The 25,504-nt window shown below is 49.4% G+C and carries 23 protein-coding genes and 1 riboswitch; of the genes, 2 read left to right on the top strand and 21 right to left on the bottom strand.

Going from position 1 to position 25,504, the window contains the following annotated elements:
• Positions 1 to 174: 174 nt before the first annotated feature.
• Positions 175 to 426 (top strand): ferredoxin, encoded by a 252-nt coding sequence (locus OXB_RS11705; protein WP_041074484.1) that lies wholly within the window; start codon positions 175 to 177, stop codon positions 424 to 426.
• Between the two features lie 52 nt (positions 427 to 478).
• Here the strand turns inward: OXB_RS11705 and OXB_RS11700 are convergent, their stop codons facing one another.
• The 12 genes from OXB_RS11700 to OXB_RS11645 form a co-directional block, all read right to left on the bottom strand.
• Complete coding sequence (locus OXB_RS11700) at positions 479 to 1,060, bottom strand: ECF transporter S component (protein ID WP_041074482.1); 582 nt, start codon at positions 1,058 to 1,060, stop codon at positions 479 to 481.
• A gap of 276 nt (positions 1,061 to 1,336) precedes the next feature.
• A riboswitch (FMN riboswitch) is annotated at positions 1,337 to 1,468 on the bottom strand.
• 354 nt (positions 1,469 to 1,822) lie between these two features.
• Positions 1,823 to 3,037 (bottom strand): hypothetical protein, encoded by a 1,215-nt coding sequence (locus OXB_RS11695; RefSeq protein WP_041074480.1) that lies wholly within the window; start codon positions 3,035 to 3,037, stop codon positions 1,823 to 1,825.
• Entirely contained in the window at positions 3,030 to 3,566 is a 537-nt protein-coding gene (sigX, locus tag OXB_RS11690) for an RNA polymerase sigma factor SigX (RefSeq protein ID WP_041074478.1), read from the bottom strand. Before sigX ends, OXB_RS11695 begins: the two co-directional genes overlap by 8 nt.
• 45 nt (positions 3,567 to 3,611) lie before the next feature.
• Complete coding sequence (locus OXB_RS11685; RefSeq protein ID WP_041074476.1) at positions 3,612 to 5,393, bottom strand: ATP-binding protein; 1,782 nt, start codon at positions 5,391 to 5,393, stop codon at positions 3,612 to 3,614.
• Positions 5,394 to 5,909: 516 nt separating this feature from the next.
• Positions 5,910 to 6,629: a response regulator transcription factor gene (locus OXB_RS11680; protein ID WP_041074474.1), complete on the bottom strand. Its 720-nt coding sequence runs from the start codon at positions 6,627 to 6,629 to the stop codon at positions 5,910 to 5,912.
• 354 nt (positions 6,630 to 6,983) lie between these two features.
• Complete coding sequence (gene ccsB, locus OXB_RS11675; protein WP_041074472.1) at positions 6,984 to 8,168, bottom strand: c-type cytochrome biogenesis protein CcsB; 1,185 nt, start codon at positions 8,166 to 8,168, stop codon at positions 6,984 to 6,986.
• Positions 8,168 to 9,823 carry a cytochrome c biogenesis protein ResB gene (resB, locus tag OXB_RS11670; RefSeq protein ID WP_041074470.1) on the bottom strand — a complete coding sequence of 552 codons (1,656 nt, stop codon included), beginning with the start codon at positions 9,821 to 9,823 and terminating at the stop codon, positions 8,168 to 8,170. The genes ccsB and resB overlap by 1 nt, the downstream gene beginning before the upstream one ends.
• A 15-nt stretch (positions 9,824 to 9,838) precedes the next feature.
• Positions 9,839 to 10,363, bottom strand: a complete 525-nt coding sequence (resA, locus tag OXB_RS11665; RefSeq protein ID WP_041076682.1) for a thiol-disulfide oxidoreductase ResA — start codon at positions 10,361 to 10,363, stop codon at positions 9,839 to 9,841.
• A 167-nt stretch (positions 10,364 to 10,530) separates the two neighbouring features.
• Positions 10,531 to 11,262 (bottom strand): pseudouridine synthase, encoded by a 732-nt coding sequence (locus OXB_RS11660; protein WP_041074468.1) that lies wholly within the window; start codon positions 11,260 to 11,262, stop codon positions 10,531 to 10,533.
• 113 nt (positions 11,263 to 11,375) lie between these two features.
• Complete coding sequence (locus OXB_RS11655; RefSeq protein WP_041074466.1) at positions 11,376 to 12,380, bottom strand: D-alanyl-D-alanine carboxypeptidase family protein; 1,005 nt, start codon at positions 12,378 to 12,380, stop codon at positions 11,376 to 11,378.
• Positions 12,377 to 12,985, bottom strand: coding sequence for an SMC-Scp complex subunit ScpB (scpB, locus tag OXB_RS11650; protein WP_041074464.1), 609 nt, complete (start codon positions 12,983 to 12,985; stop codon positions 12,377 to 12,379). Before scpB ends, OXB_RS11655 begins: the two co-directional genes overlap by 4 nt.
• Positions 12,986 to 12,987: 2 nt before the next feature.
• The gene (locus tag OXB_RS11645) at positions 12,988 to 13,737 is read right to left on the bottom strand and encodes a segregation/condensation protein A (RefSeq protein ID WP_041074462.1); all 750 of its coding nucleotides are present in this window, start codon (positions 13,735 to 13,737) and stop codon (positions 12,988 to 12,990) included.
• Positions 13,738 to 13,791: 54 nt separating this feature from the next.
• On the opposite strand from OXB_RS11645, the gene OXB_RS11640 reads away from it, so the two are divergent.
• The gene (locus OXB_RS11640) at positions 13,792 to 14,301 is read left to right on the top strand and encodes a DUF309 domain-containing protein (RefSeq protein WP_041074460.1); all 510 of its coding nucleotides are present in this window, start codon (positions 13,792 to 13,794) and stop codon (positions 14,299 to 14,301) included.
• Here the strand turns inward: OXB_RS11640 and OXB_RS11635 are convergent.
• The 9 genes from OXB_RS11635 to OXB_RS11595 form a co-directional block, all read right to left on the bottom strand.
• Positions 14,298 to 14,729: a GNAT family N-acetyltransferase gene (locus OXB_RS11635; protein WP_331711209.1), complete on the bottom strand. Its 432-nt coding sequence runs from the start codon at positions 14,727 to 14,729 to the stop codon at positions 14,298 to 14,300. The genes OXB_RS11640 and OXB_RS11635 overlap by 4 nt on opposite strands.
• Before the next feature lie 137 nt (positions 14,730 to 14,866).
• The gene (gene lysA / locus OXB_RS11630) at positions 14,867 to 16,195 is read right to left on the bottom strand and encodes a diaminopimelate decarboxylase (protein ID WP_041074458.1); all 1,329 of its coding nucleotides are present in this window, start codon (positions 16,193 to 16,195) and stop codon (positions 14,867 to 14,869) included.
• A 70-nt stretch (positions 16,196 to 16,265) separates the two neighbouring features.
• Positions 16,266 to 17,714: a spore germination protein gene (locus OXB_RS11625; RefSeq protein WP_041074456.1), complete on the bottom strand. Its 1,449-nt coding sequence runs from the start codon at positions 17,712 to 17,714 to the stop codon at positions 16,266 to 16,268.
• 4 nt (positions 17,715 to 17,718) lie between these two features.
• Positions 17,719 to 18,507, bottom strand: coding sequence for a SigF/SigG family RNA polymerase sporulation sigma factor (locus OXB_RS11620; protein ID WP_041074454.1), 789 nt, complete (start codon positions 18,505 to 18,507; stop codon positions 17,719 to 17,721).
• Between the two features lie 3 nt (positions 18,508 to 18,510).
• Positions 18,511 to 18,957, bottom strand: a complete 447-nt coding sequence (spoIIAB, locus tag OXB_RS11615; RefSeq protein WP_041074452.1) for an anti-sigma F factor — start codon at positions 18,955 to 18,957, stop codon at positions 18,511 to 18,513.
• Positions 18,947 to 19,300 (bottom strand): STAS domain-containing protein, encoded by a 354-nt coding sequence (locus OXB_RS11610; RefSeq protein WP_041074450.1) that lies wholly within the window; start codon positions 19,298 to 19,300, stop codon positions 18,947 to 18,949. Before OXB_RS11610 ends, spoIIAB begins: the two co-directional genes overlap by 11 nt.
• A 258-nt stretch (positions 19,301 to 19,558) precedes the next feature.
• The gene (locus OXB_RS11605; protein ID WP_041074448.1) at positions 19,559 to 22,654 is read right to left on the bottom strand and encodes a type I restriction endonuclease subunit R; all 3,096 of its coding nucleotides are present in this window, start codon (positions 22,652 to 22,654) and stop codon (positions 19,559 to 19,561) included.
• Positions 22,638 to 23,900 (bottom strand): restriction endonuclease subunit S, encoded by a 1,263-nt coding sequence (locus OXB_RS17990; protein WP_052483996.1) that lies wholly within the window; start codon positions 23,898 to 23,900, stop codon positions 22,638 to 22,640. Before OXB_RS17990 ends, OXB_RS11605 begins: the two co-directional genes overlap by 17 nt.
• On the bottom strand, positions 23,890 to 25,410 hold the full coding sequence (locus OXB_RS11595; protein ID WP_041074445.1) for a class I SAM-dependent DNA methyltransferase: 1,521 nt from the start codon (positions 25,408 to 25,410) through the stop codon (positions 23,890 to 23,892). The genes OXB_RS17990 and OXB_RS11595 overlap by 11 nt, the downstream gene beginning before the upstream one ends.
• Between the last annotated feature and the right edge of the window lie 94 nt (positions 25,411 to 25,504).

Genomic DNA, 25,504 nt, shown 5'->3' with positions numbered 1-25,504 from the left:
GGATTCCATTGCATTTCTATCATTTACCTTTTCTGACAATTGAGTGAAAACATAAAGCCTCTTCGAATCAGTCAATTTGCGGACGCTAGGATTTGACTGTTGAAAACTAGCGCCAACATCATTAGAATAGAATGAGAACTAAATCGTTTCTGTAGAAAAGAGGAGAGAAAGACTATGTCAAAAAAATATACCATCGTCGATCAGGATACATGCATCGCATGTGGAGCGTGTGGTGCCGCAGCTCCGGATATTTACGACTACGACGATGAAGGGATCGCTTACGTTATCCTTGATGATAACACGGGTACTACGGCGGTTCCAGAAGAATTGATGGATGATTTGGAAGATGCGTTCGACGGTTGTCCGACCGACTCGATCAAAATGGCGGATGAACCATTCGATGGCGATCCATTAAAATATGAATGATGATAAAAACCGCGTCCCTGCCAAATGGGGACGCGGTTTTGCCTTTATATCGTTACGCAGACAGCTGCGTTCTTTGTTGGATGATCCATCTCTCCATACTTTTGAATAGTAATAGAGAAACTGCAAGGAGCATGATGCCTTTGATCAGGTTGAAAGGCAAAATCCCTAGGACGATCATGGAGTATAGTGCATCCCCGGACATGACCGGCATGTTAAGGAAATACGTGTACATCGGCAAGAAGAGGGCGTAGTTCAATACGCTCATACCAACGGCCATTGTGACAGTCCCGGCGATTAGACCGGCAGCCAGCCCTTTCGTACTTTGGAATCTCTTGAAAATCCAGTAAATCGGCATGATGAAGAGGATTCCAGTCGTAAAGTTGGCGATTTCCCCGACAGGAACCCCTGTAGGGCTTCCTGACATGAACCAGTGCATGATGTTTTTGATCAATTCGACTGCGATTCCGCCAACCGGCCCCATTGTCATAATTGCAAGGACAGCCGGAATTTCACCGAAGTCGATTTTCAAGAATGCCGGCAAAGCGGGCAGCGGGAAGTTGAATTGCATCAGAATGGTACCGATGCTTCCCAGAATTGCGATGAGAATCATCTTGCGTAATTTGTTGTTCTTCATTGTTTCCTCTCTCCTTTTGCGATTCACTTCAAAAGAGGAAAGGTCGCCCGGCTTGTCACTCACAAAAAACTCCCTAAAGCAATACGCTCCAGGGAGTGGAAAGGCATACTTAAGAAACAGGGCCTCGGAATCTAGTGAACAGTCAGTCGGCTGCATAATTGCAACGACTTTGCAAAGGCAAACGAGTTAAAGCTTACCGTCTGTTCCTGGATCCACCGAATTCCAGCTTAAATAAGCGCCCTTTTTTTTGTGAAGTACACAAAAACAGGACTGCACCTTCACCTTCTCCCATCCAGACTATACTGTCGGCTCCGGAATCTCACCGGAATCAGCTGTTACGCTCGCGGGCTAGGAAAATCACTTTCCATTTCCGCCGGTCGGGAATTACACCCTGCCCCGAAGATGAATCAATATTCTTTTACAATTTTCATTATATACGAACCTTCTTGTTTTGTAAACAATAAAGTTTACCTACGTAAGTAAATAGTTTTATTTATATAAAACAAACTAAAGAAAATGAAATCACCAAACCGTCGCTTTCCGCGGGCATGGCTTGAGCCTCCTCGGTCGCGAAAGGCATGCGCCCTGCGGGGTCTCAAGGCTCATGCTATTCCCGCAGGAGTCGGCGCCTGCACTCCAAGCAACTGGAGTCACGAAGTACAAATCATTTGTTCGTTCTATATAGTAGCAGAAATCCCCCTGCGTGCCAAAAAAATAGGGGCTGTCCGCCAGTCCGGACAGCCCTCATTCATCCCATCCTATTCATTCCGGCAACGGCATCGGATTGACGCCGGCCGGTTCGGGTAAAACTTCGGTCAGATCGTACTTGGAATAGTGATCTTGCACTGTATGATTGAGTTTGACCACCATATCATAATTATTCGCCGTCAACATGAAGCCCTCGATCAAGTCCGTGGCGGCATCGGGTTCCATCCCTTCCAAGTCCAACGTCTCCTTGAACGAAATCGTCACGACCCCTTTCGTGACTTCTACGTCATAATCGACGGTTTCAGGAACAATTACGTCGACCAGATCATTCGGGGCTTCCTTCATTGCTTGCAATGCGCTTTCCACATCATTGAACGGGATGCCGCCGCTCGGCACAAGATACGTGGCCCCTGTCGGCATCGAGTATTTATAATACGGAAGCGGCCGCTTCCCCGCTGTCAATGGAATCGGCTCTTTCGTCCCCACTTGGTCGAAAGTGGCCGGATTCCCCTTTTCATCGATCGTATTCAGCCGCTGATGGTCGGTAAACGTTTCAATCACTGTGTTGGTATACACTTCCAAAGTGGAGGAAGACATGTCATACCCATGATCCGGCGGCACTTGGTGATTGATCTCATCGACCGCGTCAATGATGCCACCGATATACGGATGATAGTCATCGAAGCCAAGCTCTTCTTCCGGAATCTCCGAAGCATACCGATTGTAGAGTTTGACACTATCCCGTTCGTCACTCGAAAAGTCCTGCGCGAAGCGCTCTTCAGGAATCAAAAACGTGACGGGAATGACATGGGCTGCATGCGTCAAGCCAATCCGGAATGGTCGGTAACCTGCCAATTCATCGGCCGTCACGACATGGCTTCGGGCCGCCGTGCCGAGTGAGGAAATGGCCGCGGACTCTTCCTGCTCCATGCTTGAGGCGTCCATCGCCTTATCCTGCGAGTCATCCTCAAATGTCCTCAGCTTCATATTTTGAGACTCAGCTGCCTCGTCGTTCATCGCCCCCTCTTCATTGCGGAGCATGGACGGGATGAGTAAACTGAGAATGAGGACAGCTGCAACGGCCACTACCGCGGGCATCCATCTAGCGAGGGAATTTCGACGGTTGGGGAGGGACCTTTCGCTCTGCTGCAATCTTTCATCTTTCCGTAAACGGTCCAGGATTTCAGACTTGGAACGTTGATCTTGGACATCCGGCATGCTGTCCAGCAACTTTTCAATCTTGCCTTCATCCCATCTCTCTTCAGTCATCCGGTCTCCTCCCTTCTGCCGAACGGGCATGTAATTTCTTCTGCAACGCCTTGATGGCGCGATGCTGTGTTGTTTTCACTTTCCCTTCCGTCCAGCCGAGCGCTTCGGCCGTCTCTGCGATGGATAAATCTTGAAAATACCGCATGACGATAACCATTTTCTGATCGCCTGTGCAGGTGTCCAACGCTTGTAGCAGCTCCTTCATCTCATCATTCAGTGAGACGTGTTCATCTGGGAGGATGCCGGTGGATACGAGCTCGCTCTTTTCCCAGTCGAACTTATCGAATAAATGCTTCCTTCGGACAGCGGATTTCCTGAAGTGGTCGATCGCCACGTTTTTCGCTATCGAAAAAAGCCAAGTCTTTTCAGAACTTTTCCCTTCAAATCCGGCGTACGCCCTAAGCACCCTCACATATACCTCATGCATCAGATCCTCGGCTTGATCACGGTTGCCCGTCAAATAGATGAGGAATTTGAACACATCGTGATGGTATTCATCATAAAGCCGGTGGAAAACGGAGTCGTTCATCCAATCCCCCCGTTCAATGGATTAGTCGTTTATCAAATATAAATGTTACAACCTTTTCAATGGCAGACGGCAAGTGAATACTGTCCCTTTTTCATCTCCTCGCCGTGCCGAAATGGTGCCGCCATGGGAATCGATAATATTTTTAGCAATTGCCAAGCCAAGACCCGTTCCACCTTTTTTCCGGGTTCTTGCCTTGTCCGCCTTGTAAAACCGTTCAAATATGAAAGGCAGGTCCTCTTCCGGTATTCCGATTCCTGTATCGGATACTGTGATTTCAACCGCATCCGTCTTTTTGGCGATGCCGAGTTCGACATTCCCGCCTTCGGGAGTGTGCCGGACCGCATTGTCGATCAAGTTCGTGAACACTTGCTCCAGCCGATCCGCATCGACATGGAGGATGAGATCGTCCTCTTCCGGATATTGGAACGTCAATTCAACATGCGCGTCCCGTGCAATTTGCGAGAACTTATGCAGGACCCTGCCTAGGAACGGGATCATCGGGACATCTTCTTTATACAGCCGCATATTGCCGGATTCCATCCGGGCCAAATCGAGCAGGTCGGTGACGAGGCGTCCCATCCGCATCGACTCATCATGGATAATCTGGATCATCTCGTTGCGCTCTTCTTCATCCGCAATGACATCGTCCAGTATCGCTTCACTATATCCTTGCAGCATGGAAATCGGCGTCCGCAGTTCGTGGGATACGTTTGCGATGAAATCGGAACGCAGTTTGTCCAACTTATGCTGTTCGGTCATGTCCCGGAAGACGACAACCGCGCCGCGGATGCTGTCCCCGCTATACAACGGACTGAGGGAGATATTGTAAAATCGGCCGCCGAGCTCCAGCTCATCCTCCACTTCTTCCGCAAAGGTGACGACATGGTCGAGCATATGGACGACTTCCGGTGGAATGGTATCATCCATTTTATCGTTTTTGGCGTACCAATTTTGAAGCATCCGCTCCGCTTGCGGATTGTGCAGCAAAATCGTGGCATCCCGATTGAACGTGATGACGGCGTCGGTCATCGATGTCAAAATGCTCGACAGCTGCTCTTTTTCCTGATTGATCAATTCCACATGGTATTTCAGCTGCCTCCCCATCTGGTTGAACGCGGTTGCCAGCTGGCCGATTTCGTCGTTTTGGAAAACCGGAATCCTTGTGTCGAAATTCCCTTTCGCCAGCTCCCCCGCCGCCTGCCGCAGCCCCCGCAATGGCGATGTAATGCGGGTCGACAGGAAAAACGCAAAAAAGGTCGTCAGGACAAACGCGATCAATGCGGATAACAGGACGATGTGTGTCGTCCGCTGAGTCGTCCGGTGCACCGCATCCATGTTCTGGTAAATAATGACTGACCCGACCAGATTCTGTCCATCGTCAATAGGAAAGCCCAGGACAAAATATTGTTCCATCACATTCGTCTCCGAATTGGAAGGAAGGATCATCTCTTTCAGCAAGGGGTCCTTCATTTCTTTGTCAAGGGAATATAAGTCATGGTCTTGCAATATTTTCTTCTCGATCGGTTCCGTATTCAGCCCCGAATGGAAGCTGTACTTCAATTCGCCACTCGGACTGACAATCATGGCACTCTTTTCATCATCGAGAATATCATGGATGATCATCTGCATGGAAGATTCGCTGTCATGATCGACTACAATTTTGGATATTGTAGATGCTTCCCTCCACAGCGAATCCTCCGCCTGCTTCGCATGGAAATTACTTAGGAATTCCAGGAGCAGGACAGTGACCATGAAGAGGACAAAGGAAACGAGAAGCAATATGGTGGCCCATAGCTTCCCGACGATTGAGTTCCATATTCTATTCATTGAACACGCTCCTTTACACTGTTTTATAGCTAAACCGCTGTTCTAAAGACGTTTTTTATAAATATGTAACCGTCGAGTTTCACCAATTGGCACTTTATTAGTTACAAAAGAACCCTTCGCACTTTTGAACCCAATTCTTTTGATTGTCCGTATTCAGTATACCTGATAACGCCCGACCATTCCGCATTTTTCTTTAATTATATAAAACGAACTTTAGAAATGGACGCAAGCAACAACCTGTTGCTTTCCGTTCCAGGCGGACGCTTTCCGCGGGGCGCGGGTGAGCCTCCTCGTCGCTCCGCCTGCGGGGTCTCACCATTCGCGCTTCACCCCGCAGGAGTCGCCGCCTTCCACTCCAAGCAACCAGAGTTAACAATGACAAATCATTTGTTCGTTCTATATAGAGTCCTTCTTCCTCTGATGGCAATAAAAAAGAGGGGCAAAAGCTAAAAACGACTCACGCAAGGTGAGCCGCTTTAAAACCTATATCCCATTTTAGAACCGTCAACGGTTTCATTATTCTTGCGGGACTTCGAACTTATATCCGACGCCCCATACCGTCACGATCATTTTAGCCGCCTGATCGGAGACGCGGCTTAATTTTTCACGCAACCGTTTGACGTGGGTGTCGACGGTCCGTAGATCGCCGAAGAACTCATAGTGCCAGACTTCTTTCAGTAATTGTTCCCGATCGAACACTTTATCCGGAGATTTCGCCAGGAAATAGAGAAGTTCGTATTCCTTCGGCGTCAGGTTCACTTCTTTTCCTTCCGCGGTCACGCGGTGTGCATCGTGGTCGATCGTCAATTGCGGGAAGACGACCAAGTCTTTCGATGCGGACGAAGCGACAGCGCCCGGGAAGGCCACAGACCTTCTGAGAATCGCCTTGACGCGCAACACGACTTCCCTCGGGCTGAACGGTTTCACGATGTAATCATCCGCCCCCGATTCGAACCCGGATACCCGGTCCGACTCCTCCCCTTTAGCTGTCAATAAAATAACAGGTGTCATGATTTTCTTCTCACGCAGTTCCTGTAACACTTCCATGCCGTCTTTTTCGGGCATCATGACATCCAGCAAGATGCAGTCATATTGTTGAGCCAACGCTTTTTCCAGCGCCTCCGCCCCGTTCATCGCCTCGTCGATTTCGTACCCTTCCCGGGTCAAATACATATTCAACAAACGAAGAATCCGTTCCTCATCATCCACCACTAATAACTTCACTTTTTCTTCCATCAATCCATAGCCCCTTTCCATAATATCCGACCAACCTTAACAAACTTTTCTATTTCCATTGTACAAGCCGCTTTCTAAAAAGGCACGCACTAACTGAACCGGCCCTCCTGGCAATGAACAAAAGCGCAGGGCGCTTGCTCAGAGGCGACAGGCATAAGACGAAGATGCGGCGTGGCGCTTTTTGCCACAGAGCAGCTTTGGCTTATGACCCCGAGCCTCTAGCGCCCGGAGCTGGACGTAAACAAACCTAATTTTGAAGGTTATCCACATGCCCGAATTTTATAATTTCCTAAGCAACGAAAAAAAGAAAAGGACCGCCCCGTCGTGACACAATGGGGCAGTCCTGGTCAATCTTTATGCGTATGAATGCAGACCCGCAATGATTAAGTTGACAGCAATCAGATTGAACATAATGATGATGAATCCGATGACCGCAAGCCAAGCGGATTTTTCCCCTTCCCACCCGCGGGAGAGCCGCAGATGGAGGAAAGCCGCGTAAAACAACCAGGTGATCAATGCCCATACTTCTTTTGGATCCCAGCCCCAGAATCTGGCCCACGCTTCATGTGCCCAGATCATCGCAAAGATGAGTGCGCCGAGCGTGAAGACCGGGAACCCGATCAACACCGAACGATAGCCGATCTCATCCATCAACTGCAAATTCGCCTTGCGCGCAAACGGCTGGAATACCATGGCAATCGGCTTCCGTAGAATGAGCCGTAAGAGAATATACAAAACCGTCCCGATCGCTAATGACCATACGAACGTCGTCAATGTCTTCGCATTGATGACAGGAGGCAGTTCAGCCCATGGCGTCATGGCGTCCGGCGTCAGCGCTTCGTATTCATTCATGCCGAAGAGCGGCGGGTAATTGTATGTGATGTTGGCCGGCTGTTCATTTTTGTCGATATAGCTGAAATCCGCTTCATACCCCATCAGTTTGAAAGTCGATGACGATAGGACAAACCCGATGACAATGACTACGATGAACATGACTGCCTCGAGCCAGAACCGCTGTTTCGACTTCTTCGTCATATCGACATGTTTCATCAGATAAATCAATCCGGCAACCGCACTGATGGCCAGGATCGATTCACCGAGCGCTGCCGTGATGACGTGGATTGTCAACCAATGGCTTTGCAAGGCGGGAATGAGCGGCGTCACTTCTTTCGGGAACATGCTCGCATACGCGATGATCAACAACGCGATCGGCAATGCGAAAAGCCCCAAAGAAGGCGTGCGGTATAAGAAAAATATAAGGATGAACGAACCGACGAGCATCATGCCGAAAGCGGTCGTGAATTCGAACATATTACTGACAGGCGCATGTCCTGACGCAATCCATCTTGTTATAAAATAACCGACATGCGTAATGAAACCGATGATGGTAATGACAATACCGATCTGGCCCCATCGATTATTCTTATACGACGATTCCGATTTCGCCCCTTTTACCGCTCCGCCAAAAAAAGCGGTCGCAATCAAATAAGCAACGAAGGAAATTTCCAGGAGCGTCGCACTGATATTCGCTAAACCCATTACTGCGTATCCCCTTCCTCTTCACCTTTGGCCTCTTTGTCTTGCCGATCCGCATAGGCCGGCAGCTCCGATACCTCTTTCACTTTGTCCAAATCCTTCTTCAACGAGAACCAGTTTTTATTCGTATGTGCGGCGACGAGCATCTTCCCATCCGCTCCTTTTTGCACCCAGATTCTTCTATGGTTCCAGTAGGAGCCTTGGATGACACCGATCATGAAGATGATGCCCCCTAGCAGGAGAATCGGCAAAGTCCTGTCTTTCCGGATCGTCAACCCGGACTTGTCCCGCGTTTCGACACCGCGGAAGCTGACTTTATAATCATTCTCTTCCACTTCAAACGTGTTCCGGATGGCGACAAAGCTTCGTTCGCCTTGTGGCTTCGCAGGCGTGACCATGTTGAAGATGAAAGCTGGATTATTCGGAGCCGGGGATTTCGAAACGAGTTCCCCATCTTTGACGCCATCGTAATCAGGATAATATTCCAACAGCTCTACACGCGTATCTTCGGCTAGTTCATAAGTGCGCTCCGGGTTTTCAAGATCTACTGTAAATTCACCGAGCGATGCGTTGCTTGCTTTCTCTGTCAGTTGGAATGTCATGGATTTCAACTCATCCAAGCCGTAGGACATTTGGAAAACACTATAGCCATCGAATTTCAATGGTTTGTTTACAGCAATCGAATAGTCGGTCATTTTTTCAAGCTGATCCGCTTGTCCAGGCAACGAACCTTCCGCCTGCTTATACAACGTCACATCCGTTTGGTAGGTTTTGACGATGCTGCCTACCCGGTCCAGCGCTTCGCCGAATACTGCGTCCGCTTCTTCTTTCGAGTAGTTTTCCACGGTGAATTCATTGTTTTCCAGATAATACCCATCTGCGCCCTTGATAGGACGGACTTCCCCTTCCCGGATCCACATCGTTTCATCGACATAAAATCCTGGAAGCCCGCGCAACAGGACACCAAACAGGAAAATGATCAATCCGGTATGATTGACATACGGACCCCAGCGGGAGAAGCGGTTTTTCTCCGCAAGAATGGCACCGTCCTCCGCTTTCACGTTATAGCGGAGCTCTTTCAGCTTCTCTTCCGCTTTCTGCAATGAATCATCCGGGTCTGACACGGTGCCTTCCCCGAAGATGCGCTGGACTTTCATGAAGGAGGTATGGCGTTTCGTCCGCTGTCTTTTCAATGATTTGTACAGCGGGACGACCCGGTCCACACTAGCAATAATGATGGAGATTCCGAGCATGCCGATCAGTACCTTGAACCACCAGCTGCTGTACATATCGTGAAAACCGAATTGATAATAGATCTTGCCGAAAAATCCGTAAACCCGTTCATAGTAAGCCGCTACTTCGACTTCTGAACCTTGATCGACCGGGATATAATCTTTTTGCGGAAAGATCGTTCCAATGGCAGATGTGGATAAAACCGCAATGATGATGCCGATGCCGACTTTAACACTTGAAAAGAAGTTCCAGATTTTGTCCACGATGGACCTTTTATACGTCTGGGACCTTCTTGCCGCACCTTCATACCGCATGTCGACGAGTTCGCTTTTTTTCGTCTCTTCCGTCTGAGGTCTCCCACATCGCTCACAAAGCACTGTGCCAAATGGATTTTCATGACCGCACTGGCATTTGATTTTGCTCATATTGAAATAGACTCCTTACTTCGGTTGAATGCGTTCCATGAACGATCGGATCACCTTTTCGCTCATTCCTCTTTTTTCGATATGGACGATTTTCCCGTCCTTATCAATTAATACAGTCGTTGGCAATGGCCCGATATTATAAACTTCCATGACACTTTTGTTCTTGTCTATTGCAATCGGGAATGTCAACCCGTGCTGGTCCCGGAACGATTCGACTTTCAATACCGGTTCTGCAATATCCACCGCCAAGATTTGGACACCTTTGTCTTTGAATTCCTGATACTGCTTTTCCATATGAGGCATTTCCTCTTTGCACGGCGGACACCAAGTTCCCCAGAAGTTCAGGAATACCCCTTGGCCTTTATAATCGGACAGGCGATGCTTATTGCCATCCAAGTCGACAAGCTCGAAATCCGGGGCTTTGTCTCCGATTGCCAGGACTTCCACCTTCTCTTTCGAGGCGATTGAATAGATGACTGCCGAAACGAGCACTAGTAGAACAATCGTCCTGATGATTAGACGTTTTCTTTTTTTATCCATCATCGACATACCCGTCTCCTCCTATTAAAAAATAAGTACCATATACTATTATAGCAAAACGACCGACCCGGAATCCGGACATTCATGAAAGGATTGTGAACGTTTGCGGATAAGGAAATAATTGACTATACATCCTATCCATACTAACCGCGCCGGATCCGAGGGGGTCATCCGATTTTCCCTGTTTCAGCCAGAACGCGTAATTGCTTCACTTCATGCGTCGTCAGCTGGCGGGACTCCCCGGCATTCAAACCGTGCGTCGTCAGCATGGCGAACGACTCCCTGCGCAACTTCAGGACCGGGTGGCCGATCGCATCGAACATCCGGCGCACTTGGCGGTTCCGACCTTCATGAATCGTGATTTCGATCAGTGCAGTCCCCGACTTCTTGTCGACCGTCTGCATTTTCACACGGGCAGGGGCGGTCTTGCCGTCTTCCAGCTCGATTCCCCGCTCCAGCTTACGCAGCGATTCCCGGGTCGGTATTCCTTTCACTTTTGCCATGTACGTTTTCTTGATACCGAATTTCGGATGAGTCATCAAATACGAAAAGTCTCCATCGTTTGTCAAAATAATGACGCCAGACGTGTCATAATCGAGTCGGCCGACCGGGAATATCCGCTCTTCGACTTCCGGAAAGAGATCCAGCACGGTTTTTCTTCCTTTTTCGTCATGGACCGTCGAAATGTAGCCGCGCGGTTTATATAGTAAGTAATAGACAAAGTTTTCTTTGACGAGTTCCACGCCTTCCACTTCCACCCGGTCCGCGTTTGTCACTTTCGTCCCGAGTTCCGTGACAGTGGTACCATTCACTTTCACTTTGCCTTCCAATATCAATTGCTCGGATTTTCTTCGTGACGCCACACCCGCTTGCGCCAGCACTTTCTGTAGTCTCTCCAACTGAGTCACCCCGTCCTTCGTACTGAAAAAAATTATGTCACACTTTCGGCAAAATGAAAAGAAGACCGACCTGTATTCCGTCGTCTTCTTTCCTATCACGCCCTATTCCGTTGTCAACGCTTCTGCCGTATGATCACATCGGTAGCTACGATCGGTTCGTTGTCGAAGGATACCGTCCATACGCCCGTGGCGGTCGGACGTTTGCCGCGTGGAATTTGGACCAGATTCGACAGTTTTGCCTGTTCCCCTTTTTTGATCAGCAGCTCGATCGGTTCCTCCAATTCCGCTTGTACTCCCGGGAAGATTTTATAGACACCCTTTTTGGCGATGGTGACCCGTTTATATGTCGAGAACGCCTTGTCTGCCAAGTGCAGATGCGTGCCCCAATCATCCGGATCATTCAATGTCACGACGATGATTCTTTTCCCGTCTTTCTCGAAATAGGTGGCCAATGTCCGGCCGGCCGCCTTCGTGAAGCCGGTCTTGCCGGCAACCGCTGTCGGCTCGGAATGGAGCAGCCGATGTTTGTTGCGCCAATGGTACGTATTTTCCTCGTTCTGGTACACATGCTTCTTCGCAGTGGCGATTTCCCGGAACGTTTCATTTTCCATTGCGTATCGCAGCATCAGTCCAGTTTCATATGCCGTGGAAAGATGGCGTTCATCATGCAGGCCGGATGGGTTCGTAAATACGGTCCGATCCAACCCGTGGAGAATCGCCTTCTCCTGCATCAATTGGACGAACCCCTCCACCGAACCACCGGCATGTTCCGCCAACGCATGCGCGGCATCATTTCCCGAACGCAGCATGAGGCCGTAAAGCAACGTTTTATCCTGGACGGCCGTCCCGCTTTTCAAATAGATGGACGACCCTTCCGATGAGGCTGCCGCCGGCGATATGATGATTTCTTCCGACTCGACACCGCTTTCGAGATAGGTGAAAGCGGTCCAGATTTTCGTCAAGCTGGCAATCGGCAATGGCGTGTTTTCGTTCCGCCCATCCAGCAGGCGTCCCGTCTCCGCATCGATTACCGCATACGCTTGCGCAGCCGATGCGTCCACAGGCTTGCCCAGCATGAACCAGGCGAAACATACGGTCAACAGAAGTGCCCGTTTCAAAAATCGGTCTCTCCTTCCTCTTCCATCGAGAATGCTTCTTGGAACTTGGTCATGAACAGATCGGCGTCTTCCGTTTCCTCTTCCTCCCCTTGCAGCAGCGGCGGGAGATCGGCGATCGAACGCAAGCCGAACCGATCCAGGAACAGATCCGTCGTCCCGTAAAGGATAGCCCGCCCGGTTCCTTCCGAGCGTCCTTTCTCCATAATATATCCTTTCGCGATCAATGTATGAATCGGTCCTTCCGATTTGACGCCCCGCAAGTCGTCGATTTCCACCCGCGTCACCGGCTGTTTATACGCAATGATGGCCAGCACTTCCAAGGAAGCCTGTGTCATCGATTTCGGGGAAGGATTTTCGAGCAACCGCTTCATATCCTCGGCAAATTCCGCCTTCGTGACAAGCCGGTAGGCACCGCCGAACATCCTCAGCGTAATGCCGCTCTCCGGACGTTCTTCATAACTTGCATGCAGGCGCTCCAATGCCTTTTCGATCTCCTCCTCTTTCCGATCGGTCAAGACCGTTAACTGGGACCGGGTCAAACCTTCATCCCCCATTAAGAATAAAAAACTTTCCACCATACCTACCAATCGATCTTCTGCGTCCATTTTCAAACATCCTCCCGGCGGACCGACACCGTCAGCCTGTCAAAATTCTGCTGCTGTTCCACGATGACATCCCTTCTTTTCATCAGTTCCAATAATGACAAAAAGGTGAGGACCAATGCAGGGGCATCCCCTTCCTCGAACAAGGCGTGAAAATCACAACGGCCCCCCCTCTTCTCCAAGGCCGCCATGATGTCATCCATCTTCTCACTGACAGATTTTTCGTTTCTTGTTATACTAGCCGTACGAGGCGCCCGCAACCTTTTGCGTTCCAGCATTTTTTGGAAAGCCCCGATCAGGTCGAAGACGTTTAATCGCTCCTCGGTTTCGCCGATACTAATTTCACCAAGCGCCGACAAATCTTCGGGCGGTTTCGTGAAATGGCCGGAACGTTCCTCCGCGGACTCTTTCAAGCTGATCGCCGCCTCTTTATATTTGCGGTATTCGATCAATCGGGCCACCAATTCATCGCGGGGATCGGGTTCCATTTCGAAGTCCAACTCTCCGTCGAGTTCCTCCCCTTCATGGACCGGCAGCAGCATCTTGCTCTTGATTTCTATCAATGTTGCTGCAAGTACAAGATATTCGCTCAATTCATCCAATTGGAGGACCCGCATCGCGTGAAGATGTTCTATGTATTGGGCTGTCAATTCGGCCATCGGGATATCGTAAATGTCGATTTCCAGCCGGTTGATCAAATGCAAAAGGAGATCCAGCGGCCCTTCGAAGACTTCCAGTTTCACTTTATAGGACATTATGTACTAGCCACCTGCCTGTTTTACAAGATTGAACACGTTAGGAATGATACTATGCATCCACTTCATCATCCACTATTCGTAAAGTTTATTGTGTATTTCAATGGGAATCAAGATTATTTTGAATGCCACGAAGTGCTGGAGGAATATTGGAAATCCCTTCCGGACGGAAACAAATCCCATCCATTGACAGCCTATATCCTGTTAGCCACGGGACTGTATCATTGGAGGCGCGGGAATGAGGAAGGGGCTTTGAAGACGATCCGGAAAGCCGAAGATAAATTCCGGACCTTGCCCGAAGAATACCCCGCGTTCACCGAGGAGATCGACTTCTCCCGACTGTTGCAAGATGTCCGGCAGAGCGTCGCCCGGTTGGAGCAAAGTTCGGATTTCGAGCCGTTTCCGATTCTCGTTTCGGATCGCTTGCAACAACTTGCCGACGAGGCGAAGCCTTCCATGGACCTGCTTCCCTCTGGCAGTGATGATGTCCTCTATAAACATATGCTGCGGGATCGGAGCGATATTCTCTTGGAACGCGAAGAAAAGAAGAAGGGCAGACGTTAACGTTCTGCTCCTTCTTCTTTTTCATTGCATTTTTCTATAAAGGATTCGGTTTCGACGGTAGTCCGACATACTTTATCCGGAAATTGGGCGCGGACCCGCCTCACCATCTCCCGTCCGATCCCTTCCCCGCGAAAAGACGGATTGACGGATAGATGCTGGATCGTATACTCATCCTCATCCATCTGCAACCCGATCAATCCGATGAAATCCTCATTTTCCTTCAACAAATACAATTGCCAGCGGCTGTCCGTTTCATACTGGTGGATGAGGTCCTGCAATTTTCTCACATTTTTCTCGCCGGGCATGTAGGAGAGCAAACCCATCGCAATCTTCTCATACGTTTTCTTATACCGTAAAAGCATCAAATGATCCCTTCTTTTCTGAAAATCCTTCGTCAAATCGATCGACAAATTACAATGGCAAGCCATTCACCGTTCCCTTCGTCGCTTGGCGAAAGCCCGGATTCACTGCGGTTGAAGATGCGGCATGATGAAAAACCAGTACGCCGCCCCCCAAATGCAGGCGACGATCAGGATAATTAAAAAGAGAATGATGTTCCTTTTTTTCAATTGACTGCTCCTCGTTCCACCGCTTGAAGCGACAGATCCAGCCGGATGAGATCCTCATAAGTCTCCCGGCGGACAGCGAGCCGATGTTCACCGTTCTCGCAAAAGACGACAGCGGGCTTAGGCAGCCGATTGTAGTTGCTTGCCATGGAGTAATTATAGGCCCCGGTGCAGAAGACCGCGACGATATCGCCTTCCACTGGGGAAGCGAGATACGCCTCTTCGATCAATTTATCACCCGACTCGCAGCATTTTCCGGCAATGGTCACTTTATCCTCATGCGCTTCATTCACACGGTTTGCCGTGACCGCTGTATATTTCGCGCCGTACAATGCAGGTCGGATGTTGTCCGACATGCCGCCGTCCACAGCGAGATACGTGCGGGTATTCGGCACTTCTTTCCGGCTGCCCGCCGTGTAAAGCGTCGTCCCCGCATCCCCGATGAGCGACCGGCCCGGCTCTATCCAAATTTCCGGCATCGGATAGTTCGCGTCCCGGGTCATGGATAGGACGACTTTCGCCATTTCATCGACATAGGCGGAAGGGTGGAGCGGACGATCCTCTTCCGTATAGCGGATGCCAAAACCGCCTCCCAGATTCAAGACGGTGCATGTGAAACCATGTTCATCACGCCATGCCAGCATCTTGTCCAAGAGCGTCTCCGCAGCCAGACGGAACGCATCCGTTTCGAAAATCTGGGATCCGATATGGCAGTGCATGCCAAGCAGCTGGATATACGGATGGTCTTTCAGTTGGCGGAATGCTTCATCCGCCTGTCCGTTTTTCAGATCGAACCCGAATTTGGAGTCTTCCTGCCCCGTCGTGATGAAATCGTGGGTTGAAGCGTGGACGCCAGGCGTCACACGGATCAGTACCTTCATCTTCTCTTCCCGGGACTCCGCAATCTCTTTCACTAAGGCGATTTCAGAAAAATTATCTATGACGAGACAGCCTATCTTTTCATCGAACGCATATTGCAATTCCGTAAAGCTTTTATTGTTCCCGTGGAAATGGATCCGTTCACGTGGAAACCCGGCTGCCACCGCTGTATACAATTCCCCGCCCGACACGACATCGAGCGACAGGCCTTCCTCTTTGGCCACTTCGTAGATGGCGATGGATGAGAAAGCCTTGCTCGCATACGCCACTTGGGCTTGGACACCCGCATGTTTGAATGTTTCCTTGAAAGCCCGGGCGCGCTCCCGGAACAGTGCAACATCATAAACGATTGCTGGCGTTCCGTATATTTGTGCGAGATCGACCGTGTCGACTCCCCCAATTGTGAGATGGCCTTTCTCATTGACCGACTGTGTTCCGTAGAAATGCATCCTGTTTCCCTCCAAAATCTAAAAGAACTCGTACCCAAACTTTATCATAGAAGGAAGACAATGCGCAAATCTAGGATATGCGATTCCGTTTCGGAGCATCGGTAATGAAAGGCCTTGGCGCATCGATCGTCATCGGGAAACGGATGAGGATGCGCATCATCGCTTTCGGGAAAAATGGCGTTGCCGGCCATAGATAAGGGATGCCCATCGGCTTGAGCGTGCACAGATAGTAAAATAAAATGAGCAGCCCCATAAAGAAGCCGGCCGCGCCCCAAATCGCTGTCAATAGCAGGATGGATAAGCGGAACACTTTCGTCGTGATGCTCAATTCATATGAAGGGATGGCGAATGTCAAAATGGCGCTGACCGCCACATATAGCACGACTTCCGGGGAAAACAGGCCGACGTCGATGGCCACTTGACCGATGACGATCGCCGCAACGAGCCCCATCGCCGTCGACATCGGGGTCGGTGTATGGATGGCGGCCATCCGGAGCACCTCTATGCCGATATCCCCGAGCAGCAACTGGACGAGCAACGGGACTTCCCCGACGTCATTCGGCCCGATGTAGCTGAGACTATCCGGCAAATAACGCGGCTCGGTCGCCAGCAAATACCAAAACGGCAACAGGAGGAGACTGAACACTGTACCAACTAAACGGACGAACCGGACAAACGTCCCGATCAATGGCGCTTGCCTATATTCTTCTGCATGTTGCAAATGGTGGAAAATAGTGATTGGCACGAGGATTACGGAAGGGGAGGTATCCACGATGATCGCGATATGGCCTTCCAACAAATGCGCTGCACAAATGTCCGGACGTTCTGTGTACCGGACAAAAGGCATCGGGTGAAAGCCCTGTTTCACTAAAAACTCCTCAAGGGATTTGTCCGTCATCGTCAAGCCGTCATGGCAGATCTCTTCCAGGCGCTTCCGCAAGAAATCAAGGTTCTCCTCGTTGGCGGCGCCTTTCATGAATGCGAGCACGACGTCCGTTTTCCCTTTTACAGACGTATGATGCATTTCAAAGCGAAGATCCGGCACACGGATCCTTCGGCGGATCAAAGCGGTATTTGTCAACAGATTCTCCGTAAACCCATCCCGTGAGCCGCGGATCACCTTTTCATTATCCGGCTCCTCCGGCTGCCTCCCCGGATAAGAGCGCACATCGATCGTGAAAGCGTAGCCTTCCGCTGTGATAAAAGCGACTTGGCCGCTCAACACGGCGGATAATATGCCCTTTTTATCTTGTGCTTCCGCAACGGCGTGATAGGGGAAGAAAGAGAGGAAGCGCTCGGCGCCGTCCCTCTCTTTCTCCATCTCTTCACTGCCCGACTGCATTTCCGTCAGCAAGGCGGTGATCGTATCGCCATCCACTAACCCATTGATATACAATATCAACGATTCGACATCCCATAAATGCAATGTCCGGGCGGTCGCGTCAAACGACTGTCCATCTCCGAAAAGTTCTGTAAACCACGTTTCTGCGTCATTCATCGAGTTGAATATCTTATTCATGGTTTCATTCCGTCCTCACTTTTTCGATACTTTCCTCCGCGTTGACGCCCATCCAAGCTTTCAATTGGGCCAGGATCTTCTTTTCCAACCGTGACACTTGCACTTGCGAAATGCCGATCCGCTCGGCGATGTCGCTCTGGGTGCAATCGAGGTAATAGCGCATGTAAATGATCGTCTGATCCCGTTTGCTTAACCGGGAAATGACGTCCCGCAGCGGGATGTGATCGAACACTTTCTCCGAACGGTTGTCCCGCAGCTGATCCATCAACGTCAGGCTGTCCCCTTCGCTTTCGTAAAGCTGCTCATGAAGCGAAGCGGGGTCCCGCAGCGCATCGGACGCGAGGATGACGTCGTCGATCGGGACTTCGAGCACCTCCGCAATCTCCGAAATGGAAGGGGATCTTCCATGCTTTTTGACGTAATCATCGGTCGCATGGCGGATTTTGAAGCTCAGCTCCCGGATGGAACGGCTCACTTTCACCATGCCGTCATCCCGTAGGAACCGCTGGATTTCCCCGACGATCATCGGGACGGCGTAGGTCGAAAATTTCACATCAAACGAAAGGTCGAATTTATCAATGGATTTCATCAGGCCGATGCAGCCGATCTGGAACAAGTCCTCCAGGTCCGCCCCCCGCGAGGCAAAGCGCTGGACGATGGACCAGACAAGCCTCGTATTGCCTTCGACCATGAGCCGCCTCGCCTCTTTATCGCCTGCCTGGGAAGCTTGGATCAGCTCTCTCATTTTCTCTTGAGATAATAATACGTCCTGCTTATCAACAGATAGGTCCATACGTCACCTCGTTCTGCTTGCTTCCGTTACCGGAGAAAACGTTTTCTCGAACCTAACCACTGTTCCTCTTCCCATTTCAGACTCGACAGACAGGCTGTCGGAAAAGCTTTCCATGATGGTGAACCCCATGCCGGACCGCTCCATTTGCGGCCGTGTCGTGAACATCGGCTCCATCGCCTGGTCCACGTCAAAGATGCCGGTTCCCGTGTCGCTCACCGTCATCTTCACCGTATGGTCCTCGATCTGGGCATGGATTTCGACAAAGCTCGTCCCATCGCATTCATACCCGTGGATGATCGCGTTCGTCACCGCTTCCGACACAATCGTTTTGAACTCGGAGATCTCCTCGATGGTCGGATCGAGCGGGGTGATGAAACAAGTGAGCGCCATCCGGGCCAATGCTTCGTTCTCTTCAATTGCGACAAACGATAATTTCATTTCATTGTTCATGTAAGACCCCTCCGATTTCCCCGATCGCCTGGGCGACCGTGCAATGTCTAATATATGGACCTAGACCGGAAAAATTAAATATCTTTTCCATCGTCGGAGATGGATTCAAAATAAGCGTTTCTCCGCCAAGAGGAGCCAAATCTCTCATCCTGCCGAGAATCAGGCCGATTCCCGCACTATCCATGAATCCAAGCCCATCCAAATCCCATACGACGGCTCTCGCCTGCCCGGTGAATATGGACGATGAAATATGAGTGCGGATCCGGTTGGCCTCATGATTATCCAATTCACCATGTAATGACACTACTAATATTCCGTTGTCGACAAGTTCCATCTTTGCCATGCTGAACCCCTCCTTACTTGCGGATAATTCCACACGGGATGGGTCGAATCCTTTCCTATTACAGAACTAGTCAGGAAAAGCGGAAGGTTCCCATTTTCCGACAAGTTTCACTTACGTTGGAAGTATGTACAATGAGTTAGGGATTTACACATCCATACGGAAGAAAAAGGGTGCCAGGTTCCCGCACAATTCGTTTTCTTCTGAATTGTGCGGGAACCTGGCACCGTTGAACTGTTTTGGAAACTTAGATCCTTCCCCCTACATATTCCCCGCCATCAACTCCGCCTGCTTCACGACAGTTTCCACCGCCATCTTCTGCAAATCCGGCGGATACCCGTACTTTTTCAACAGTCTTCGTACCGTGATCCGCATCTTCGCCCTGGCCGATTCTCTCAAATTCCAATCTATGCTCATATTTTCCTTTATCGCTTTCGTCAGTTCATGGGCAATCGCTTTCAAAATGTCGTCGCCAAGCACCTCTTCCGCCGTTTCGTGGGAAGAGAGCGCGTCGTAGAAAGCGACTTCTTCTTGGATCATGCCGGTGTTCTCGCCAGCTTTATAGGACTCATTCATCTCCTTCGCCAGCTCGATCAGCTCTTCGATGACTTTGGAAGTTTCGATGGCCCGTTTGTTGTATTTATTGATCGCCGCATTCAGCATATCCGTGAATTTCCTCGCTTTGACCAAATTCGTGCGCTGGACGTTTTTCACCTTGCCTTGCAGCAATCGATTCAACAACTCAACAGCCAAGTTCTTCTGCGGCAATGCGCGCACTTCTTCCAAGAACTGATCCGACAAGATCGAAATATCTGGATTCTCAATGCCTAATGAGTCGTAAATATCGATCACTTCATCCGAGATGACCGACTTTGATATCAGCTGGTTCAACTGCGCGTCAACTTGCGCAGCCGTTTTCTTCTGTCCTTCGACGGGGATCAATTTCACCAAGCCGGCTTTCACCGCTTTAAAGAACCCGATTTCCGCGTTCAACTCCTGCGCTTCCGGCTCGGTCGCACATAGCGCAAATGTTTTCGCCAGTTCCGTTACGACTTGCATGAATCGCTTCTTCTCCTCTTCTCCTAACCCGATCACAAAGTCCATCGTTTCCGTTATGGCCTTCATGCGTTCGGAAGGCTTGTCTGAATGAAACCCGTCATAATCATGCTTATACAACATTTCCTGAATGATTTCGAATTTCTCCAGCATCAGGTCCACCGCCAGCGCCGTGTCGATGCCCGTATTCTCGCGGTCGCTGTCCGTGTACTGCTTCAACGCTTCCTTCAAGCTGTCCGCGATGCCGATGTAATCGACGATCAACCCACCCGGCTTGTCCCGGAAAACGCGGTTCACCCTGGCGATCGCCTGCATTAAATTGTGCCCGCGCATCGGTTTATCAACATACATCGTGCTCATCGACGGTACATCGAAACCAGTGAGCCACATATCGCGGACGATGACGATTTTCAGTTCATCCTCAATATCTTTCATCCGTCGTGCCAGATGATCCCGACGTTTCTTATTGCCGATGAATGGCTGCCAATGCTCCGGATCGCTGGACGAGCCTGTCATGACGATCTTTATAACCCCTTTATTGTCATCATCGGCATGCCAGTCGGGACGCAGGTTGATGATCGCCTGATACAATTCAATCGCAATCCTTCTGCTCATCACCACAATCATCGCTTTTCCGAACATCGCTTCTTGCCTTGCTTCGAAGTGATTCACAATATCTTCCGCCAACCGGTTCACACGTTGTTCAGCCCCGGCAAGCGCTTCCAAACGTGACCATTTTGATTTCAACCGTTCCCGGTCGGTTTGCTCTTGGTACTCGGTTATTTCATCATACTCCGCATCCAAGTCCATCCCTTCCGGCAAATCCAACTTGATGATCCGGCTTTCATAATAGATTTTCACCGTTGCTCCATCTTCAACGGCTTGTGTCATGTCATAGATATCAATATAATCACCGAATACAGCTGGCGTATTTTTGTCCGCCGACTCGACAGGCGTACCTGTGAATCCGACAAACGAAGCGTTCGGTAATGCATCCCGCATATATTTCGCATAGCCGTATTTCGTGAATAGATCATTTGCCGACTTCGTCACTTGCGCTCCAAATCCATATTGTGTCCGATGCGCTTCATCCGCCATGACAATGACATTCCGGCGCGTCGTCAACGCATCCATTTCAGTCGAGCCTTCTTCAGGTGCAAACTTCTGCATCGTCGTAAAGATGATGCCGCCCGATTCGACCGACAACAGCTTCTTCAAATCATCGCGGCTTTCCGCCTGTTTCGGCGTCTGGCGCAATAAGTCACTGGAGATCGAGAAGGTATTAAAGAGCTGGTCATCCAAATCATTGCGATCCGTCAAGACAACGATCGTCGGGTTATTCATTTCCAACACAAGTTTCCCTGTATAGAACACCATCGACAGGCTTTTCCCGGACCCTTGCGTATGCCAAATAACCCCGATTTTCCGGTCCCCCGATTCGGACGCCGCCCGCTTCGCTTCCTCCACCGCTTTATTCACGGCATAGTATTGATGGTAAGCCGCCAAGATCTTGAACGTCTTCTCCCCATCTGATTGGAAAACGATGAAATGACGAAGCAAATCAAGCAACACAGCCGGTGGGAACATGCCTCGAATGAGCACCTCAAGCTGCGGCATCGTGGAAGGGGCAATCGTCTCCCCGTCCACCGTGCGCCACATCATGAACCGCTCCTCGTTGGCGGTGAGCGACCCCGCCCGCGCATTCACCCCATCGCTCGTGACAAGGAAAGCATTGAATTGGAATAAAGACGGAATTGCCTGCTTGTACGTTTGGAGCTGATGGTAGGCTTCCGTGATCCCCACTTTTTCATCCGTGGAGCTTTTCAACTCCATGACGACGAGAGGCAACCCGTTCACAAAGACAACAACGTCCGGCCGCTTGTTATGACTGCCTTCGATGACAGTAAACTGGTTGACCGCCAGAAAATCGTTGTTCGAAGGGTTTTTGAAATCGAACAGCCATAGCTTTTCCACCGTATTCCTGCCGTCAGATGTGCGCACTTCCACATCCACCCCGTCCGTCACGAACTTTTGGAATGCACGGTTATTGACGACAAGATTCGGCGACTGCACCATCGTAATGAGTTTCACCGCACGTTCGATCGTTTCCAAGGAAGCTTGCGGATTGATCTTCTGCAAGGCCGCTTCCAGCCGGCCGTTCAATACAACGTCCATGTAAGAGTCACGTTCGGGATATTCCCCATCCGCCGCAATCGTCGGCCCATCTTTTATTTCATATTCTAAATTCGCAAGCCACTCCAGGGCGGCTTGCTCCAGGTCATCCTCATGAAACTGGTACATTCTCTGTCACCTCGGTTTCGTCAGGTAATTCGATTTCTCCGGATAGGAGTTTTGGGAGGAGGGTGTCTCTCATTGACCTCAATGATTTTGTTTCAAATATTGCCTCAGTTATTTTCTCGTAGAAAGGTTTTAATAACTTATTAAATTGTTCTGCTACATCCTCTGTTGGTAACACAATTTCATACTTTGAAATTTGCTTCCAGCCTGTTCTCGGCATTCTTGTTCCTGTAGCAGTCGCAGTACAGTATTCTATAAAAACATCTTGGCTTACAAGGCTTGTAAAATATGAGTAGTATGTTTCCTTTTTAGTATTAAGAACTAGAATGTCTGTAGAACAAACACCTTCAATTGGTGCTATTCCAACCTTTTTAAAATATGGCCGTAATTTACCAAAGAGAATATCTCCTTTTTTGAACTGAGTTTTGTTGCTAGTTATTTTTTCACTGGATTCCCATTCACCAAGTCCAATGCTACCTCTTGGCATGTGTTCTAACCCAATATAAGGAACATGCTGCTTTAACTCTTCGATAATGACTGACTTACCGTTCTGTTTGGCTATCTTTCCTATCTCACTTAATGCCCAATCCTTTGGTATCATCCCCAGTTCACTCTCCACCATCTCCCCACCACTCGATTTGTACGGCTCCCCGTTCTCATTCGGGAACTCAAAATCGACAAACCAGTGTTTGAAAAGGGTTTGAGCGAGATCTTCTAGGTGCGATATAATCAAAATGTTAGACTCTCTCTTCTTATCAATACTATCCAACATGTTCACGATTTTTTTCATGTCTTTTTTTAACTTTGGATGTTTGATAGGGAATTTTCTCAGAGATCCAAGTGGTATATATTGTTGGGTAGAACCCCTAAGATTTTGATGGATATATTCATGTGCTAAGGGGCTATGTAAATAGTAGTAAAGCCACTTTGCTTCCAGTTCACTTTTATTTTTAAAAAGGCCAACATTTTTTATTGCATAATCAATATCAGAGCTTTTTTCAAAATAAATCCTTCCAACAGTTCCTATCATACTGAAAAGGATATCAAACTGATCTACCCTACTTCTCTTATTAATTTCCTCGTAATCATCATTAGATATTAAATTTGCATTAGCGAAGTCTAAATTAAATTCTTGTAGGTGTCTTGAAGTAATTAATTTATATCCAGACTCCGTGTTTTTGGGAGAATCATGTGTTCCGTCTGCAACTTTTAAACAATAATCTTCCGCCAAAGTTACCTCAAACTCCATACCCAATCCCCTCCAACGCCTTGCGGATCTGGTCTTCCAATTCCTTCGATTTCGCGAATTGCTCGGCCAATTCCCCTGTCAGCCGTTCCATTTTCTCTTCAAACGGTTCGTCATCTTCTTCGGCTTCTTCTAAACCAACATAGCGTCCAGGTGTCAGGATGTATTCATGATCCCGCACTTCATCCAATGTGGCGGCTTTGCAGAATCCGGCAACGTCTTCATATGCCTGTTCATTCGTCCCGCGCCATGCATGGAAGACATCCGCGATTTTCTTGATATCTTCGTTGGAGAACTCTTTCAATGTACGGGTCGCCATATGGCCGATTTTCCGTGCGTCGATGAAGAGGATTTCCCCTTTTCGTTCCCGCTTGCCGTTGCGCCCTTTGTTGTTCGTCACGAACCATAGGCAGACAGGGATTTGCGTCGAATAAAACAACTGGCCAGGTAATGTGACGATGCACTCCACCATGTCCTGCTCGATCAAGTTCTTCCGGATTTCCAATTCTGACGTCGTGCTCGTTGACATCGACCCATTCGCCAAGACAAAGCCCGCCGTTCCTGAAGGGGCCAATTTGGAAATGATGTGCTGGATCCAAGCATAGTTGGCGTTCCCGACAGGCGGCGTGCCGTATTGCCAACGGACGTCCTCTTTTAATTTCTCCCCGCCCCAGTCGCTGATATTGAAAGGTGGATTCGCTAAGATGTAATCCGCTTTCAACCCTTTGTGAAGGTCATTATGGAACGTATCCGCGTTTTGCTCGCCGATATTCCCATCTATCCCGCGGATCGCCAAGTTCATTTTCGCCAATCGCCATGTCGTCGGGTTGGATTCCTGACCGTAAATCGCGATATCGCCGAGCCTTCCTTGATGTTCTTCGACGAATTTCTCACTTTGGACGAACATGCCCCCGGATCCGCAGCAAGGGTCATAGACACGTCCTTTATACGGTTCGAGCATTTCGACCAGCAGCTTAACGACTGACATCGGCGTATAAAATTCTCCGCCGCCTTTTCCTTCTGCGCTTGCGAATTTGGATAGGAAGTATTCGTAAACACGCCCCAACACATCCTTCGCGCGGCTTTCCCTGTCGCCAATTTTGAATGAAAACAAGTCAATCGTTTCTCCAAGTCTTGTTTTATCAAGCGCAGGGCGTGCGTAATCTTTCGGCAATACGCCTCGCAGCGATTCGTTCTCTTTTTCAATGGCGATCATCGCGTTATCGATGATTTGCCCGATTTCCGGCTTTTTCGCATTTTCGTTGATGAATGTCCAACGTGCTTCTTTCGGCACCCAGAAGATATTCTCAGCAAGATATTCATCTTTATCTTCCGGATCTGCCCACTCGTCCTCTTGGAGCTCGGCAAATTTCTCCTCAAACGAATCCGAGACATATTTCAAAAACAGCAATCCAAGTACAACATTTTTATATTCAGAAGCATCCATGCTCCCACGAAGCTTGTCCGCCATTAACCACAGATTTTCTTCAAATCCGATGTTTGCTGTTGACATATCGACTCCTACTTTCCTCACAAATTCAGGCATATAGTTTGTCCTATGCTTATCATATCAATGAACGCTTGGGGCCTCAATGGAATCTGTGATG

The organism is Bacillus sp. OxB-1 (assembly GCF_000829195.1).
In the GTDB taxonomy this organism is placed as follows: Bacteria; Bacillota; Bacilli; order Bacillales_A; family Planococcaceae; genus Sporosarcina.
The sequence above is the reverse complement of the archived record's forward strand: the minus strand, read 5'-3'. Positions and strand labels throughout refer to the sequence as shown.

Excerpts from the sequence above, each read along its gene's own strand:
- OXB_RS11610 (WP_041074450.1), bottom strand. The coding sequence starts at position 19,300 with ATGGCAAAGATGGAACTTGTCGACAACGGAATATTAGTAGTGTCATTA.
- OXB_RS11605 (WP_041074448.1), bottom strand. The coding sequence starts at position 22,654 with ATGTACCAGTTTCATGAGGATGACCTGGAGCAAGCCGCCCTGGAGTGG.
- OXB_RS11625 (WP_041074456.1), bottom strand. The coding sequence starts at position 17,714 with ATGAATAAGATATTCAACTCGATGAATGACGCAGAAACGTGGTTTACA.
- OXB_RS11640 (WP_041074460.1), top strand. The coding sequence starts at position 13,792 with ATGCATCCACTTCATCATCCACTATTCGTAAAGTTTATTGTGTATTTC.
- ccsB (WP_041074472.1), bottom strand. The coding sequence starts at position 8,168 with ATGGGTTTAGCGAATATCAGTGCGACGCTCCTGGAAATTTCCTTCGTT.
- OXB_RS11620 (WP_041074454.1), bottom strand. The coding sequence starts at position 18,507 with ATGGACCTATCTGTTGATAAGCAGGACGTATTATTATCTCAAGAGAAA.
- OXB_RS11645 (WP_041074462.1), bottom strand. The coding sequence starts at position 13,737 with ATGTCCTATAAAGTGAAACTGGAAGTCTTCGAAGGGCCGCTGGATCTC.
- resB (WP_041074470.1), bottom strand. The coding sequence starts at position 9,823 with ATGAGCAAAATCAAATGCCAGTGCGGTCATGAAAATCCATTTGGCACA.
- OXB_RS11635 (WP_331711209.1), bottom strand. The coding sequence starts at position 14,729 with ATGGCTTGCCATTGTAATTTGTCGATCGATTTGACGAAGGATTTTCAG.
- OXB_RS11695 (WP_041074480.1), bottom strand. The coding sequence starts at position 3,037 with ATGACTGAAGAGAGATGGGATGAAGGCAAGATTGAAAAGTTGCTGGAC.
- sigX (WP_041074478.1), bottom strand. The coding sequence starts at position 3,566 with ATGAACGACTCCGTTTTCCACCGGCTTTATGATGAATACCATCACGAT.
- OXB_RS17990 (WP_052483996.1), bottom strand. The coding sequence starts at position 23,900 with ATGGAGTTTGAGGTAACTTTGGCGGAAGATTATTGTTTAAAAGTTGCA.
- OXB_RS11705 (WP_041074484.1), top strand. The coding sequence starts at position 175 with ATGTCAAAAAAATATACCATCGTCGATCAGGATACATGCATCGCATGT.
- scpB (WP_041074464.1), bottom strand. The coding sequence starts at position 12,985 with ATGGACGCAGAAGATCGATTGGTAGGTATGGTGGAAAGTTTTTTATTC.
- lysA (WP_041074458.1), bottom strand. The coding sequence starts at position 16,195 with ATGCATTTCTACGGAACACAGTCGGTCAATGAGAAAGGCCATCTCACA.
- spoIIAB (WP_041074452.1), bottom strand. The coding sequence starts at position 18,957 with ATGAACAATGAAATGAAATTATCGTTTGTCGCAATTGAAGAGAACGAA.
- OXB_RS11680 (WP_041074474.1), bottom strand. The coding sequence starts at position 6,629 with ATGGAAGAAAAAGTGAAGTTATTAGTGGTGGATGATGAGGAACGGATT.
- OXB_RS11685 (WP_041074476.1), bottom strand. The coding sequence starts at position 5,393 with ATGAATAGAATATGGAACTCAATCGTCGGGAAGCTATGGGCCACCATA.
- OXB_RS11595 (WP_041074445.1), bottom strand. The coding sequence starts at position 25,410 with ATGTCAACAGCAAACATCGGATTTGAAGAAAATCTGTGGTTAATGGCG.
- resA (WP_041076682.1), bottom strand. The coding sequence starts at position 10,363 with ATGGATAAAAAAAGAAAACGTCTAATCATCAGGACGATTGTTCTACTA.
- OXB_RS11700 (WP_041074482.1), bottom strand. The coding sequence starts at position 1,060 with ATGAAGAACAACAAATTACGCAAGATGATTCTCATCGCAATTCTGGGA.